Raw genomic sequence first — 16,639 nt, 5'->3', positions numbered from 1 at the left:
TTTTGGAGTTATTTTTTAATAAGCACACACTTTTAAGCATACAAAACTATAAGTTCACAAAATAACAGCTAATATCACCACTAAGTAGACTTGCATCGATCGCTTAAGCTTGTCATAAAGAACATGAGAAATAAGAGTAGGGATACAAAATGAATAAGCTGTACGTTGGATCTGAAGTTGGGCAACTGCGCCGAGTATTACTCAATCGGCCAGAGCGTGCCTTAACTCATCTCACACCGTCGAACTGTCATGAACTGTTATTTGATGATGTGCTTGCCGTAGAAGATGCAGGAAAAGAGCATGATGCCTTTGCCAACACATTGAAGGACCAAGATGTTGAAGTGCTGTTGTTGCATGATCTCTTAGTCGAAACCTTAGCCGTTGCCGATGCCAAAGCGTGGTTGCTCGATACGCAAATTTCTGATTTTCGCTATGGTCCCACTTTGGCGCGCGATCTGCGCTGCTATTTAGCTGACATGGATAACGAACACCTCGCCACTCTGCTACTCGGTGGTCTTGCTTATTCCGAACTGCCCATCCACTCCTCTTCGATACTACCTAAAATGCATCGTCCGTTAGATTTTGTGATTGAGCCGTTGCCCAATCATCTCTTTACCCGCGATACCTCTTGCTGGGTGTATGGCGGCGTATCGCTTAATCCGATGATGAAACCAGCACGCCAACGTGAAACCAACCATTTACGCGCCATTTATCGTTGGCATCCTGTATTTGCAGGAGAGAGTTTTATCAAGTATTTCGGTGATGAAGATCTGCACTACGATAATGCCAATATTGAAGGGGGCGACGTACTGGTGATCGGTAAAGGTGCGGTGTTGATTGGTATTTCCGAACGCACGACTGTGCAAGGGGTAGAAAATTTTGCTGCGAGTTTATTTAAACATGAGCAGGCCAAAGAGGTGATTGCCGTTAACCTGCCTAAACACCGCTCTTGTATGCATTTAGATACTGTGATGACACATATGGATGTCGACACCTTTTCTGTTTACCCCGAAATTATGCGTCATGATTTAGAAACATGGCGTTTAACGCCGAAAGGCGATGGCGGGATGAACGTCGATTCAATGCCAAGTTACGTTAATGCGATTGAACGCGCGTTAGGTTTGGACAAACTCAAAATCATCACCACTGGTGGTGATAGCTATGAGGCTGAGCGCGAGCAATGGAATGACGCCAACAACGTGCTAACGGTTAAACCCGGAGTTGTGATTGGCTACGAGCGCAATGTCTACACTAACGAGAAATACGATAAGGCGGGCATCAAAGTATTAACCATCCCCGGCAATGAACTCGGCCGAGGCCGAGGCGGCGCGCGCTGCATGAGCTGCCCGATCGAGCGAGATGATATTTAACCTTCTCAATTCAACGCAGTGAATAAAAGAGATAAAAAAGCGGCGCATCAAAACGCCGCTTTTTATTTGCTTACGCTGCGCGATACAAACCACGTCAGCTCTGAGCGAGTAACAACGTTATTCGGTGCCACCAACAGTGAGCGAATCTAGCTTAAGCGTAGGTTGCCCTACTCCAACAGGCACACTTTGTCCTGCTTTACCGCACACTCCAACGCCGCGATCAAGGCTCAAATCGTTACCCACCATCGAGACTTGTTGCATTGCCTCAATGCCAGAACCGATCAAGGTTGCACCTTTGATTGGATAAGTAATTTTTCCATTTTCAATCATATAGGCTTCAGAGGCAGAGAACACAAATTTACCCGAGGTGATATCCACTTGGCCACCGCCAAAGTTGGGCGCATAAACGCCTTTCTTCACTGTTGAAATGATCTCTTCTGGCGTATGTTCACCCGGCAACATGTAAGTGTTGGTCATGCGCGGCATCGGTAAATGTGCGTACGATTCACGACGCCCATTACCCGTAGGATTCACCCCCATCAAACGTGCGTTGAGTTTGTCTTGTATGTAGCCTTTCAACACGCCATTTTCAATTAAGGTGTTGTATTGACCATTGACACCTTCATCGTCGACATTGAGCGAGCCACGCAGATCTTTCAGTGTGCCATCGTCAACAATCGTACAAAGCGTTGAGGTTACTTTCTGGCCAATTTTACCGGAGAAAACAGAAGATCCTTTGCGGTTAAAATCACCTTCTAAGCCATGCCCTACCGCTTCGTGAAGCAAGACGCCCGGCCAACCAGAACCGAGCACAACAGGCATCGCGCCAGCGGGAGCTGCGACAGCTTCAAGGTTGACTAAGGCTTGTCGGATAGCTTCATCGGCAAACTGAAACGCAACTTTACGGCCATCTTGTTCGGTGAGGAAAAAGTCATAACCAAAACGACCACCACCACCAGAGCTGCCTCGCTCGCGGCGATCACCTTTTTGTGCTAACACGCTGATCGACAAACGGACCAACGGGCGGATATCGCCTGCGTAAGTCCCATCGGTTGCAGCAACTAACATCTGTTCATGCACACCACTTAAGCTCACCGAGACTTCTTGGATCAACGGCTCTTTGGTACGAATGTAAGCATCCAGCTCTTGCAGTAATTCTGTTTTTTGCTTTTTTTCCCAACTGGCTAGTGGGTTATCCGCCGCATAATAGGCTTGATTATCGCTACGTTTAAAGGCTTGAACACAACCACTTTTACCTTGCTGCGCAATGCCTCGTGCGGCTATTGCACTCTGTTTCAAACCTTCTAGTTGGATTTGATCTGAATAAGCAAAACCCGTTTTTTCACCTGTGATGGCACGCACACCAACACCGCAATCGATATTAAATGAGCCGTCTTTAATAATGCTGTCTTCGAGCACTAAAGATTCATGCCAGCTCGACTGAAAATAGATATCGGCATAATCAATTTGACGAGTGGCAATTGTCGCTAGTGTATCCGCAATATCTTGCTCGGTTAATCCTGCAGGTTTTAATAGTGCATCTTCAATGCGGTTAATACTCATAGTTTGCTCTTATTATCTATAAACTGATTGGTGAATCGGGTGTGTGCAGCAATGGGCATTTTTTGTCGAACTTGCTCAACGTAAGCCAAGTCAATATCGGCGACTAAATTCCCCACTTGCTGGTTTAAGCTTGCAATAACCTCACCCCACGGGCTGATGACCATCGAATGACCCCATGTCTCGCGCCCACATGGATGAAGCCCAGTTTGCCCAACCGCAACAATCCAACACTGATTCTCTATCGCTCGGGCTCTTAACAAGACTTCCCAATGTGCCTTTCCGGTCACCGCCGTAAAGGCCGCAGGAACCACTAATATCTGAGCACCCTGCATTCTTAATTGGGAATAGAGGTGCAGAAAGCGCACATCATAGCAGATGGAAAGGCCAATTTGACCAAATGGCGTCGACGCAACACTCAGCTTTGTGCCGCAGGTAAAAGTTTCCGATTCTCGATAGCGCTGGTGGCCGTCAGCGACATCTACATCAAACATGTGTAATTTGTCGTAGTGCGCGACAAGATCGCCATTGGCGTCAAACAGCAAGGAGGTAGTCGTTACCCCAACCTCACGACGGATAGGCATACTGCCCACCAACAGCCATACCCGATGAAAGCTAGCCATAGCAGACAATTGGCTCTGCAAGGGCCCTTGCCCCAATGGCTCGGCATGTTGGTGGTACTGTTGCCGCGTACCAAACACCAGTGCATTTTCCGGCGTGACAATCCACTTCGCACCTTGCGCCACAAGTAGTGACACTTGCTGTTCGATATAGGCCAAATTCTGCGCAGGTTCAGAGCTTGACGTCATTTGAATAAGTCCAACGCGATCCATGCCTACTTCCCTATTTTTCAGTCAATTTTCTCAACTTTTCTGGCAATTTAAACTCGCCCCTACTACGTGAAAGCTCTTTAACAACCGGTGAATTAATTGGTCCTTTAACCTCATAATTGACTTGGGTAAAGACCTCAACCACAGGTGCAATCACGGTCGTAATAGCGAGGACATACAGCGCTGTTTGCGGCGTCACCGCAAAAGCCGTCAAGACGGGAATTCCTGATGTAATGTCTGGTACAAAATTCACCTCAGCATCAACAGTACGGCTATTGAGATCCGCTAAGCCTTTAATGGTCATTTCACCGGCAACAGCATCCATTTTGATGTTGTTGGTAACAAAAATCCCTTGCGAAATTTCACCACTGCCCGTAATTGAGTTAAAGGCCATTCCTTTATCAAACACGTCACTAAAATCGAGCTGCATTTTACGGATAATGGAATCTAAACTGAATAATCCGAGTAAACGAGCGGCACCGCTGACATCAGAAACTACCCCTTTACCCATAGTAGTCTCTATCTTGCCTTCTAAGCTGTCGATCTTCATTGACCAAGGCGCGCCATCCCATTCGGTTTGACTCGACATTTCAAATGGCGCTCTTTGGATACCGGAGCTGATGCCAAAGCGCTCCATCAAATCGCTATTATTGTCACCTTTCATGGTGAGATTCAGTTGGGTATGGCTACGCTCATCACCTTGTGCGTCTTTATTCAACGTCCAAGCACCACTGATATTGACTTGGTTTGAACCACTACTGATATCAATCTTCTTCCATTGCAAAGTATCACCTTGCCGTTGGAAGTCCATATTCATCTTGCCCACCTTGTAACCCTGCAACCAAAGATCATCAATGGCCAAAGTTAAGTTTGGCACCAATCGATGAAACTGTCGGTCAAAATCAGTAATAAGCGGCTCAGACTGGCGATCTTGATCAACCAACAGTGATTTTTTGGAGCTGTCCTCCAGCTCAGGAATGTAAACGTGCAAACGTTCAAGCGAGACGGACAAATCATAAGGTTCAATATAACTCGCTTGACCTTTTGCTTCTTGGCTCTCGAGCTGTGCGTACCAACCGAGATTTTTACGTCTGGCATTAAAATCAACATCGTGCCATTCAATTCCCGCTAGTAGAAGTGCTTTGACGTTGATGTCCACTCTCTCTGGTGGTGGGATCTCGGGAGTATTCATCTCCGCTAGAGCTGATTTTTTCTTCGGCTGAGGCTCGTTGGCCAAACTCAACCATTCATCCAAATTAAAGGTATCGCTGCGGATCTGCGCATGGTGGCCAACCACTGGACTGATTTTGAAATTGCCGCTCCCTACTATGAGATTGGTGGCCGTCAGGCGTGGTTTTTTCGATGTGATATCGATTTCAGCTTGGTATTTCGCTTGTGGTAATTGTAGACGAGCGGTGATCGACTCTTGGTTACCCGACGCTTGCAAGTGGGCTTTGCCTGCCACGTTGAAGGCTTTTTTTAGCGGGTAAGGGTAATCACTTTCTACCATTTTTAAATCGGCTAAGGTGTCGATTTGATAAGTGAAACCGACATCATTGAGCTGAATATCAACGCCCATTTGCCAAGGAGCATGCCCTTTTAAACGGTTTAGCCAACGCTCACCGACAAAAGGCGTCAGGGGTTTAATATCCCAGTCTCCCACCACATCAATATTCACCGCATAACCTTGGCTGGCATTTTCACCTTTAAAATCAATCGCGATCGGTTGAGTCAGCAGATCCGCCGACAAACCAGCTGCCGTCACAACGTCATTATCAAATTCAATTTTGCCAGAGACACCCTCAAGCACCATTGGCGGTGCATCAATTTCCACGTGGTTATTATTTAAATTCGCCCACCCCCACGCTCGGGGTTCCTGCTCACTATCAAAAGGAATACGAAGCTGAAATTCAGATTGCACTTCGCCACTGACTTGGATCGCCGTTAACGCCGCTCCTACCGAATCCACTAAAGGCGTTGAGGTCATATAGTCGCGTACGGCATTGCCTTGGGCTGTTGCACTGGCTTCGATTTCGATGTGTCCACCTTCGGCTAGTTCAGGTATTCGCCCTGTGATCCGCTGAGCAGTGACATCCATTAAGGTCGCAGAGTGTGAATCAAGGTACATCGCATCGTTTTCAAACAGCAGATCGAGTTGCAAATTGGTGATCGGCGGCCACGCCGTATCAAAACTAAATTTCGCCTCTTTTAAACCAACCCAAGCTTGGAATACGCCATTGTTTTGTTGGTAGGGAAAATCGCCAAGTTCACCATACCAAAGCAGTTTAGCGGTGTTGGCTTTACCGCCTTGAATCGCAGTGGAGAGATAGTCTGTTAACTTGCGCCCCAATGCTAAGGTGGGCAAATAACGCCAAGTTTCACCTGCATTGTATAAGTCCGCTTCCGCATAAAATGAAAGTAAAGGGCTGCGTTTTTCAGGAAAATCGAGACGAAATGATCCAAGCACTTGTAAGTCAGGCGTCGCCGCAGTCACTTTACTGGCCCACAATGACCAGCCATCGTCTTGCTTTTGCCACACAACATCGGCTTCACCTTGACGAATATTCAATGGTGCTTGGAAAACATCACCATAAGGTAACACGTCATCAATCAGCGTTACTTTGGCGCGGGCACTCTCCATGCTACCTGCAATGGAGGCTTTGAGATGGTGTACTTGTGGCAATAACTGCCATTGCGCCATGGCGCCATCACTGAGTTCGGCAGAATAACGAAGCGATTGCAGGCTATCTCCTTTGCTGAGCCGAATATCTTCTAGGGTTCCCCCAAAATCCAATTGCTGCAAAAGCTCGTTCGTTTTGCTGGAATCGGGCATCATTTTCACAAAGGGAAGCAAAGTTTTTATGTCTAACTGCGACAAGTTCAAACGCCATTGCGTCGGTTGCCATTCAAACGCGACATCAAGTTTAGGCCACACTTCGTCATCCGTGCGCAACTGAAGTGAGTAAGCGTTAACTTGCCATCCTTGTTCAATAGGTAACAGTTTGATGATTCCCGACTCTAACAACAGTTCATGCTGACGCTCTTCACCCCAAACCAGTTCAGAGGGCTTAAGTTCGACATAGCCATCTTTGGGTTGGTTATGTTCTAAGGTCAGCCATGCATTAAAACTCACCTGTCCTTTCTTAATGCCGGTTTCGTCTTTGAGATAACGAGTCAACCACGGGTTTATTTTGATATTGTCAGCGCTAACATAGAAGCGACCTGAAATATCGCGTAGTGAACCATGATCTTCAAAGTTAGCACTCACTAACAGAGAGTTAATACTGGTATCAGCGATGCTCACCACGCCTTCAGCTTTATGTTGCTGAGCGTTATTTTTCCACCGAAGACGTTCAATATCTAACTGGCGAATCTCCCCCGCGACAGATTGATAGAAAACCGTCGAGTCGAGTAGCGCAAAATCATCCAATTGCCGCAACAGTAGGTTGTCTAAACGTTGAATGACATTGCCTTGTGTGCGGCTCTGTTGGTTATCTTCAGCCTGTAGCTCAAGCCAGTTTACCGAGCGAATATCCAATTTGAGTTGATGAATACTGAGATCCGCGACCACAGGTTGCATTTGCAGTATTGACTGAATGAGGTCAAATTCAACATCGATTTGCTGCGCAGAAAAGTGAATTTGCGATCCATCAGGTAGCTTTGCTTTTAGCCCCTTAAGTGCAATTGACGGGTGAGTATTACGCCAAAAACCAGTGACCTCACTTAATTCAAATTCAAAACCTGAATTTTGGTTGATCAACGTTTGTATTTCGCCTTGGAAACGATTCATTTGTGGCAAAAACACACGCAAGGTGGTGACAGCAACAGCCAGCACCACTAGCACGCTAACGATAAACCACAATACTATTCGCCAAAGGCGCGTAAAAGTTGAGATCACAAAAGCCCTACTACATCATCACAACGTCAAATTGTTCTTGAATATAAAGTGGCTCCGCTTGGATACGCACTTCTTTTCCAATAAACACTTCCAACTCAGCAAGAGCATGAGACTCATCACCTTGCAAGGTTTCTGCCACCGCAGGGGATGCGTAAACCACAAATTTATCCGCATCGTAAGCACGGTTGACACGCGTGATTTCACGTAAGATTTCGAAACAGACGGTTTCAACGGTTTTCACACTGCCGCGGCCTTCACAGGTTGGACAACTTGAACATAACACGTGTTCAATACTTTCACGGGTGCGCTTACGCGTCATCTCCACCAAGCCTAACTGCGTAAAACCATTAATATTCGTTTTGACGCGATCTTTAACCAGTGCAGCATCTAAGGAGTTGAGCACTCGCTTACGGTGCTCTTCAGACATCATATCGATAAAATCAATAATGATGATGCCCCCTAAGTTGCGCAAACGTAACTGACGGGCAATGGCTTGAGTCGCTTCAACATTGGTATTAAAAATGGTTTCTTCGAGGTTACGACGGCCAACAAACGCGCCAGTATTGATATCAATCGTGGTCATGGCTTCGGTTTGGTCGATGATAAGGTATCCACCAGACTTGAGCTCCACTTTACGCTCGAGAGAACGCTGAACCTCGTTTTCGGTGTCGTACATATCAAAAATAGGCTTGTCACCTTCATACAGTTCAAGCTTATCGGTTAACTCAGGCACAAACTCTGAGGTAAACTCTTTGAGGTTCTCAAATTCAAGTCGTGAATCGACTAAAATTCGCGTCAAATCGGTGCCGACAAAATCTCGTAAAATACGCTGAGCTAAACCCAATTCGCCATACAGTGTCGAGCGTGTTTTGTATTTAACTCGACGCTCCAACACTTTCAGCCATAGCCGTTTAAGAAAGGCGGCATCTTGTGAAAGCTCTTTCTCATCAGCCCCTTCAGCGGCGGTACGAATAATGAACCCACCGTGCTCATCACAATAATGAGCCACGACTTTTTTGAGACGATCACGCTCTGATTCACTTTCAATGCGTTGTGAGACACCAACATGACTTGCGCCGGGCATAAAAACGAGATAGCGCGAAGGTAGGGTAATATCTGTCGTTAAACGGGCGCCTTTAGTGCCTAATGGATCTTTGACCACTTGCACCACGATATCTTGGCCTTGACGAACTAGCTCTGAAATATCACGAACTTGAAACTGCTGTTTTTCGTTCTCAGCCACACATTCAGTATGAGGAACAATGTCAGAAGCGTGAAGAAAAGCGGCCTTGTCTAAACCAATATCGACAAAGGCGGCCTGCATTCCGGGAAGAACTCGGCTGACTTTTCCTTTGTAAATATTGCCCACAATGCCGCGTTTCGCTTCTCGCTCAATGTGGACCTCTTGAAGAACTCCGCCTTCAATCATCGCCACTCGAGTTTCACTCGGGGTGACGTTTAGTAGCAACTCTGCACTCATGAGTACACCTCAATGTTTTTAATTATATAAATTCGTGCAAGAGCTGGTCAGTTTCGAATAATGGTAATCCTACAACAGCGTAATAGCTGCCTTCGATCTTCGTTACAAATCGTCCACCCAATCCTTGAATGCCATAACTGCCAGCCTTATCGCAAGGTTCACCCGATTGCCAATATTGTTCTATTTCTTCATCTGACAAAGGTTTAAACCATACATCCGTAGTTACCACGACGGATTTAGAATGATCATGTGTTGCTACGGTTACGGCCGTCATCACTTGATGTTTTGTACCAGATAGGCTGCGTAACATCTGTTGTGCTTGAGCAAAATCAGCGGGTTTTTCAAGTACTGTTTCACCTTGCACGACTATGGTATCAGACCCAATAACTATCGAAGCAGGGTTGGATAAAGCAACACCAGCCAGTGCTTTATCACGTGATAAACGTTCAACATACACTGCTGGGGCTTCATGCTCATTACGGCACTCTTCAACGTTGGGCACCACAATATCAAACTGATAACCCAGTTGAGTCAGTAATTCTCGTCTTCTTGGCGAGCCAGAAGCTAATACAATTTTTTTATTCATCATCTAAGATGCCAGTGGCGTCGCACACGACGAAGCAGTAGGAACATCCAAGGCCATAATATGCAATTGATCATACCAACCCATAGCGAGAGCGGGTTAAATGTCACATCTTGAATTAAATATTCGCCGCAGAAGATCAACACTTCAAGCAACATAGATAACACGCCAATGATTACGGCTTGTTGCCATAACGCCATATTACGCAGCACTAAGAAGTTAATCGCCACTAAGTAGACAACAATGGCCATCATCATGCCACGAATGCCCAATGTTGAACCAAGCAGCAGATCCCATAACAAACCAAGGATCAAAGCCGACCCTACGTTGACTCGATGCGGCAACGCTAAAACCCAATAGCATGTCACCAGCAGTAACCACGATGGGCGCAATAGATCCAGCTCACCCGGCCAAGGGATAGTTTGTAAAACCAGAGCAAAGAGAAATGATGCACCAATCACCAATTTACTTTTCACGACACTACTGGCCATCGGTTGCTTCCTCTAACATTTTCTCTGGCGTAACTTGCAATACTTTCTGCTGCCTATCTTCGTTAGGCCAGATCAACAGCAAATAGCGTAGACGATCAAAATCCACCACGGGATCGGCGGTGATCGACGCAAATTCACGCTGGGTATCTTTGTCGACCACCGAAACGTGTGCGACAGGATAACCTTCAGGATATACGCCCCCTAAACCTGATGTGACGAGCAAGTCACCCACTTCAATATCAGTGCTGGTGGGAATGTGTTCCAATTGAATACGATCCACCTGGCCATTCCCTGAAGCAATCACTCGAATATCATTACGAATAATCTGCACTGGAATCGCACTATTGGTGTCAGTCAGCAACAACACCCGGCTGTTATGCGCCGCCACAAAAGTCACTTGGCCAACAATACCTTTGTCGTTGATAACGGGTTGCCCTTCGTAAACGCCATCCGTTCGCCCTTTATCAATCACAACTTGATGACGATAAGGTGAGGTATCGACCGCCATCACCTCAGTGACAACCTTCTTTTCATCACGAACAAAAGAAGATCCAAGCAATTTACGTAACCGTTGGTTCTCTTCGCGGTATTGATCAAACAAGATCAAATCACTTTTCAAGGTGATCGCTTCTCGTTTTAAACGTTGATTCGATTCAATCAGTTTTTGATGAGTGGCGAATCGCTCATACAGATCATCAAACATGCTGCGCGGTAAATCCGCCATGTATTGAATGGGAGCCACTAAGCTATTAAGAAAAAAACGAACGTTGGAAAAAGCACCTAAACGACTATCAGCCAGCATAAGACTGGCTGATAAAATCACGGCAAAAAAGAGACGTAGCTGAAGAGATGGTCCTCGACCAAATATTGGCTTCATTCTATAAAAATCCTAGATGTCATGATGGGAGCTTTACGGCTCCCAAAGCCATTATTCTTCGCTAAATAGGTCGCCACCGTGCATATCGATCATTTCCAACGCTTTACCGCCACCAAGGGCAACACAGGTTAGAGGATTATCGGCAACCACGACTGGTATTCCCGTTTCTTCGGTCAAGAGGCGGTCGATATCTTTGAGCAGCGCTCCACCACCGGTTAATACCATACCATTTTCTGAGATATCAGAAGCAAGCTCTGGCGGACACTGTTCAAGCGCAACCATCACCGCAGAAACAATACCGGAAAGCGGTTCTTGCAGTGCTTCTAATATTTCATTGGAGTTAAGAGTAAAGCTACGAGGAACCCCTTCAGCAAGGTTACGACCACGAACTTCAATCTCCATCACTTCATCGCCGGGGTAAGCCGAGCCAATTTCATGTTTGATTTTCTCTGCGGTCGCTTCACCGATTAAGCTGCCGTAGTTACGACGCACATAATTGATGATCGCTTCATCAAAACGGTCACCGCCGATACGCACAGAGGAAGAATAAACCACACCATTCAAGGAAATAACGGCGACTTCAGTCGTACCACCACCGATATCGACCACCATTGACCCCGTAGGTTCAGAAACACGCAGACCAGCACCGATGGCCGCCGCCATAGGCTCATCAATCAAATACACTTCACGCGCGCCAGCACCGAGTGCTGATTCACGAATCGCACGGCGTTCAACTTGGGTGGAGCCGCAAGGCACACACACCAGAACGCGAGGGCTTGGTTTGAGTACACTGTTGTCATGTACCTGCTTGATGAAGTGTTGCAACATTTTTTCGGTCACGTAGAAATCCGCAATCACGCCGTCTTTCATAGGACGAATTGCAGAAATATTCCCCGGCGTACGACCAAGCATCTGCTTAGCGGCATGACCGACAGCAGCAACGCTTTTTCCACCACGACCTTTATCTTGGCGAATAGCAACAACGGAAGGCTCGTCGAGGACAATACCTTGTCCTTTAACGTATATAAGAGTATTGGCGGTACCTAAATCGATCGATAGATCGTTGGAAAACATGCCACGCAGTTTTTTGAACATATTCTTCGCTCGTCCTGCAAGAATTAGAAGATAGAAAATTGCACTAAATGTACCAATGCCTTGCGATCACAGCAAGGCGTTGACGCATAAACATGGACTGAAACACGCAATTTCTAACAGATTCCTAACTTAGGTAGAAAAATCTCCATGAATTTGTGTGAATTATCCGGTTAATTTTTTTCACGCCACCAGATTACCCGGTCGCTGCCTCGGTACAATCCAAACTGTACTCGGCCTGAGACTTCATTTTCAAACGCGCTATTTTGATCATTGTAGGGACGCAACCAAGGCAACCCATGAGCATTGAGATCAAGCAAAGTATCAATGAATCCTTGATGACCCGCTCCCGGAGCCGTAAAGTTGATATTCGCGGCACCCAAAGCGAGCGTTTGACTGACTAAAGTAGGATAAACTTCAGGAGCCCCACCGGAACCTAAAGTTAGATCGGTCGGCGTTAAAGTGAAATTCGCAAGATCTGGTAACCTTGTACAGCTATCAAAGCTATTGGTAACAAAGCCATTGGCAGTGAAGTATTCACTCGTGATTGGCTGACTTAACGCACTCGTTTCTGGGCCATAAGTGTCGTGGATCACCAGTTTTCCCCAGCGCAATTTCATCTCATCATCAATATCTGTAATCGTATAGTCTATGCAAGGACTGCTGGCTGTTTCGCGGTAGCAAACTCCATCAAGATCTGTAAGATCGGATACCAAGAGGGTAAGATCTAACTTGCTGTTAAAAGGCACTATTGGTTGTGGTGGCTTTTGGTAGATCAATATCTCCCCAGAGAGTTCAATGCGAGAATCAACGCCATTGACTCGGTTCACACTCGTCAAATCGCTATCAAAGCTGATTGGTAAACTATTCACAGTATCGTTATATATTCGATTGTCCCACTGCCGATCATAACGCCACCAAGCACTGTCGAAATAATTGACCGTTTCACTGCCTGACGCGGATTTTGGGTGTAAGTAAATACCCGGATTTTCTTTATATCCAAACGGTTGTCCTAAATAACTGAACGATTCGTCATTAGGAGAAGTCACCTCACACTCAGCCTGTAAGCTGGTCACCACCGAAGAAGGAGAAAAATAGGCTGGGATAAAACGACCTATCGGGCCCGTTGAGGCAACGGCAATCGGCAGATTCTCACTCGCTAAATCGAGTCCAAGATACGTCGTTGGCGCGTTCAGCGAGAAATCAAACACCCCAACCTCACTCACTCTTTGTTGTACAGTCGTCGAGCTACCTAATTGGTGATCATATTCAACTTCGCCGAGAGCACCGGGCACGCCTGTCGCTGGTGCGATTAGAGTATGTTTAAGCTCAATGTTTGCTTGTTGATAATTTGTCACGCCTAAATTGTTAGTAAAATCATTATCCTCAATCGGTGCCTCCGCAACCGCTTTGATATTGAGATTAAAGTTTTCATCCGCCCTAGCAAAAATATCACAGCTAATATCGGCATTAGGACACGCTCCACTAACACCATAATAGCTAGTCGCGCTGAGCACTAAAGCACGAGGAACTCGTATAAAAGTCGTTTGACCTGTTAGTTGCAAATCCTGCTCATCACCACTTCCCGTTAAACGGGCATTCAAAGCCAGGCTACCAGCCTCACGATAGGATACGTTAATGCTCGCCTCACCATTTTGGTTGAAATTGAGCACCACTGGCATCGCAGTATTGGATGACTGCCCTACCGTCACACTATTCACACCAACCGATAAAGCGCTAAAACCTTGTCCCCCATTAGGGCTCAAGTAATCACTCCAAAAGGAAACGGGTTTCTGTACATTTTGAAAACTAGGCAAACACAGTTGTGAAGCGTTATCTTTTCGTACCGCTTTAATGGTCCCAGTTACCGATTGATTGGCATAGGAATTAGGTACATCCAAAATGAAGCCACTGTCAGCAAAGTTCATCGTGCAGTTACTGGCCAAAAAGGGGCCAGCATTCCCATTGTGGCTGCATAAAGTGTTATTGAAAGACATAGCGGTGGGAACGGAACCAGAAACATCAACGGTGACATTACCTGCGCTGTTACGCCTAAGTTGGGTGTTACCAACCCCATTGCTAAATGAGATAGTTGAACCATTCACCCAACCGCCCGTTGCACTAGGTAGAGAGTTAGGGACTAAATAAGCAATAACCGGATCGGTAAATAAGTTATTGCAATTTTCATCGGCACACGCTGTCACAGACACGTCAGAGGCTGCACAAGTTAAACCTTGTGCTGGCAAAGAGATGCGAAAGTGATTAATTTGCTCACCAACTGGACGAGAATTGAGCGCACAGACTTCGAAATTATCAATTTCATGGTTATTAGTCGAAGAGCCTGTAGAACCTGTGATGGACATAAACAGATCCGTAGGAACATTTTGTTGCGCCGCAAATGACATCACATTAACTGGCCCAATTAAAGTTTTCCAACTGTCAGTTCCAACTTTACGGCTTACGGTCACCAGCGACGTTGAAGCTTGAGTTGAGTCAATAACAATTCGGTAGCGGTGCTGAGGATTACCATTGGTATTGTCTACCCTCGGATTTAGGCAATCTCCATTGGTATTGGTTGTGCCGTTATTACACGTGCCTGCTAAATAGTTATAACCGCTATAGCCAGAACCAGAACCTCTTAATACAACAGCTTGCCGCCTGCGGCCTGGACCATTCCCGCCACCTTCAATCGAATAATTACCATATTCATCCAATCCAATGCCTAACCAGCCGCCCGCAAATCCGGGTTTTTGCTCATTGACTTTATAACCAAAACCTAAAGGACCACCAAATGCTCCAACTTGAGGAGTGACAGAGGCATCAGAAAAAACAATCGCCACCCCATCAGCACCATTACCGCCATAGGCAAAATAGTCAAATTCAACCTCTACACGGTTCCCTGCCGCTGGGAAAATGCGTTGGAATGTTGAAGCGGTGGCTTGGTTTTGCACCGCTTGTGTTAATCGCATGCGATTATTGGTGATTGAAGGCGTAAAGTTACCACTGCTACTGAATACTCGCCACTGCTCATCCAATGGCTGACTTTGGAAATCATCGCTAAAACATTGCAGCCCTGAACTTTGGCACAGATGACGTTCGTTATACAGATTGACAATCTGACTATCAGTGAGAGCTTGATTATAAATAGCCACCTCATCAAGCCTTCCGGAGAAAGTTCTGTTGTCGGAATTGTAATCTCGACCAATCTCTAAATTCACTGTATTGGTTTTGAGTGGTTGATTATCGCTGTTTGTCGCCGCAACCACACCATTAATATAGATTTTTTGTCTCTCATTACTACTTGCTGAGCGGTTATAGCGAATGGTGATATGAGTCCAAGTATTTAGCGGAATAACATTGGATGTGGTTAATGTATTGGCACCGCCAGAACTTCTCTCCCAATACCAAAAAACTCGCCCTTGGCTATCAAGGTGGAATTCGTAGTTAGTATCTTTCGCCACTATGGTATGCAAGCCACCATTCGCCGGGCGACTGACGGGGTACACCCACGCAGATATCGTTAGCTGGTCCGAGAAGGATAACTGGCTATCATGAGCCACTTGTACATATTGGTTTTGGTTGGCAACAAACTCGCCATAACCACAAGTACCGTAATTATTAATATTGGCGGGTAGCGCCGGTGATTGAGAGCTGGTAAGCGCACCATTCATTGCGCGGCCGTTAAGAGAAGAGCCAAACGCATTCTTGACTTCATTGACAGCCCCACTCCATTGCACTTCATCAAAATGATAGCGCGCTACAGGAGAGGGATCACAAGCATTCAATGGATTAGATATGGGGGAACATGTACCAGTAATTGAACTATTGTTGACATTAACTTGGCCACCAGCATTATTAATTGCCGCATTAAAATCACCATAAGCCGTTGAGTCATTTAAGGTGATATCGTTAGAGGTAGTACTGATATTGACCTGAGAATCAGGCCTTCCTAGCTGGCTATTGTTTGCCGTGAAATGACTTGCCCCTGATACAGAACCGGAAGTCATATCCACCGAATTAAACGTCACAGAGTTATTAGAGGTCATCGTAATATTGCCGCTATACACACTTCCTGTAATGACAATGCCTGATTGCGCCGTAATATTACCAACCACGTTTGCTCCAGTAATAACAACCGTTTGATCATTACTGGTTAAATTACCCTGCACGCTACCACCGTTGATAGTGACGTTTCCTCCCGTCGTAACATTACCAATTAAATTGGTGTTATTGAAAGTTACGTTGCTGCTGTTGGCTGAAACATCCCCATAAATCGTATTTTGAGAGCCTTGGCTGGCTATCGCTCCGTAGTTCGCTTGCAGACTTATCCTATTTGATGCGTTACCCACTTGGTTATTAATCAAATAAAAACCGTCATTGGCGATCAGTGTTGAGTCAACATCGGCGACAATCACATCACCATCATTTAACGTCACTTGACCATTACCGCTACAGGTA

10 protein-coding genes are annotated in these 16,639 nt (G+C 46.0%); 1 reads left to right on the top strand and 9 read right to left on the bottom strand.

Annotated features, from left to right (window positions below; all coding sequences use genetic code 11):
* The first annotated feature begins 149 nt into the window (after positions 1–149).
* Entirely contained in the window at positions 150–1,370 is a 1,221-nt protein-coding gene (gene arcA, locus B9J84_RS15235; protein ID WP_094124494.1) for an arginine deiminase, read from the top strand.
* Between the two features lie 117 nt (positions 1,371–1,487).
* Here arcA and tldD read toward each other — a convergent pair whose 3' ends face one another.
* The 9 genes from tldD to B9J84_RS15190 all read right to left on the bottom strand — a co-directional run.
* A complete protein-coding gene (gene tldD, locus B9J84_RS15230) occupies positions 1,488–2,933 on the bottom strand; it encodes a metalloprotease TldD (RefSeq protein WP_013857867.1) in 1,446 nt (481 codons plus the stop codon).
* On the bottom strand, positions 2,930–3,763 hold the full coding sequence (locus B9J84_RS15225; RefSeq protein ID WP_094124493.1) for a carbon-nitrogen hydrolase family protein: 834 nt from the start codon (positions 3,761–3,763) through the stop codon (positions 2,930–2,932). The genes tldD and B9J84_RS15225 overlap by 4 nt, the downstream gene beginning before the upstream one ends.
* A 10-nt stretch (positions 3,764–3,773) precedes the next feature.
* On the bottom strand, positions 3,774–7,658 hold the full coding sequence (locus B9J84_RS15220) for a YhdP family protein (protein WP_094124492.1): 3,885 nt from the start codon (positions 7,656–7,658) through the stop codon (positions 3,774–3,776).
* 10 nt (positions 7,659–7,668) lie between these two features.
* Positions 7,669–9,138, bottom strand: coding sequence for a ribonuclease G (rng, locus tag B9J84_RS15215; RefSeq protein WP_017047090.1), 1,470 nt, complete (start codon positions 9,136–9,138; stop codon positions 7,669–7,671).
* Between the two features lie 22 nt (positions 9,139–9,160).
* The gene (locus B9J84_RS15210; protein ID WP_026027832.1) at positions 9,161–9,727 is read right to left on the bottom strand and encodes a nucleoside triphosphate pyrophosphatase; all 567 of its coding nucleotides are present in this window, start codon (positions 9,725–9,727) and stop codon (positions 9,161–9,163) included.
* Positions 9,724–10,212, bottom strand: a complete 489-nt coding sequence (gene mreD, locus B9J84_RS15205) for a rod shape-determining protein MreD (protein WP_013857872.1) — start codon at positions 10,210–10,212, stop codon at positions 9,724–9,726. The genes B9J84_RS15210 and mreD overlap by 4 nt, the downstream gene beginning before the upstream one ends.
* Positions 10,202–11,089: a rod shape-determining protein MreC gene (gene mreC, locus B9J84_RS15200; protein ID WP_013857873.1), complete on the bottom strand. Its 888-nt coding sequence runs from the start codon at positions 11,087–11,089 to the stop codon at positions 10,202–10,204. The genes mreD and mreC overlap by 11 nt, the downstream gene beginning before the upstream one ends.
* A gap of 51 nt (positions 11,090–11,140) precedes the next feature.
* On the bottom strand, positions 11,141–12,184 hold the full coding sequence (locus B9J84_RS15195) for a rod shape-determining protein (protein WP_013857874.1): 1,044 nt from the start codon (positions 12,182–12,184) through the stop codon (positions 11,141–11,143).
* 170 nt (positions 12,185–12,354) lie between these two features.
* Positions 12,355–16,639: DUF6701 domain-containing protein (locus tag B9J84_RS15190; protein ID WP_404207566.1), on the bottom strand; the 4,285-nt coding region annotated here is incomplete at its 5' end.

The organism is Vibrio sp. V03_P4A6T147 (assembly GCF_002241085.1).
Taxonomy (GTDB): Bacteria; Pseudomonadota; Gammaproteobacteria; order Enterobacterales; family Vibrionaceae; genus Vibrio; species Vibrio anguillarum.
The sequence above is the reverse complement of the archived record's forward strand: the minus strand, read 5'-3'. Positions and strand labels throughout refer to the sequence as shown.

Bases quoted from the DNA above. Each gene is read 5' to 3' on its own strand.
- arcA (WP_094124494.1), top strand. From the start codon at position 150: ATGAATAAGCTGTACGTTGGATCTGAAGTTGGGCAACTGCGCCGAGTA.
- tldD (WP_013857867.1), bottom strand. From the start codon at position 2,933: ATGAGTATTAACCGCATTGAAGATGCACTATTAAAACCTGCAGGATTA.
- B9J84_RS15225 (WP_094124493.1), bottom strand. From the start codon at position 3,763: ATGGATCGCGTTGGACTTATTCAAATGACGTCAAGCTCTGAACCTGCG.
- rng (WP_017047090.1), bottom strand. From the start codon at position 9,138: ATGAGTGCAGAGTTGCTACTAAACGTCACCCCGAGTGAAACTCGAGTG.
- B9J84_RS15210 (WP_026027832.1), bottom strand. From the start codon at position 9,727: ATGATGAATAAAAAAATTGTATTAGCTTCTGGCTCGCCAAGAAGACGA.
- mreD (WP_013857872.1), bottom strand. From the start codon at position 10,212: ATGGCCAGTAGTGTCGTGAAAAGTAAATTGGTGATTGGTGCATCATTT.
- mreC (WP_013857873.1), bottom strand. From the start codon at position 11,089: ATGAAGCCAATATTTGGTCGAGGACCATCTCTTCAGCTACGTCTCTTT.
- B9J84_RS15195 (WP_013857874.1), bottom strand. From the start codon at position 12,184: ATGTTCAAAAAACTGCGTGGCATGTTTTCCAACGATCTATCGATCGAT.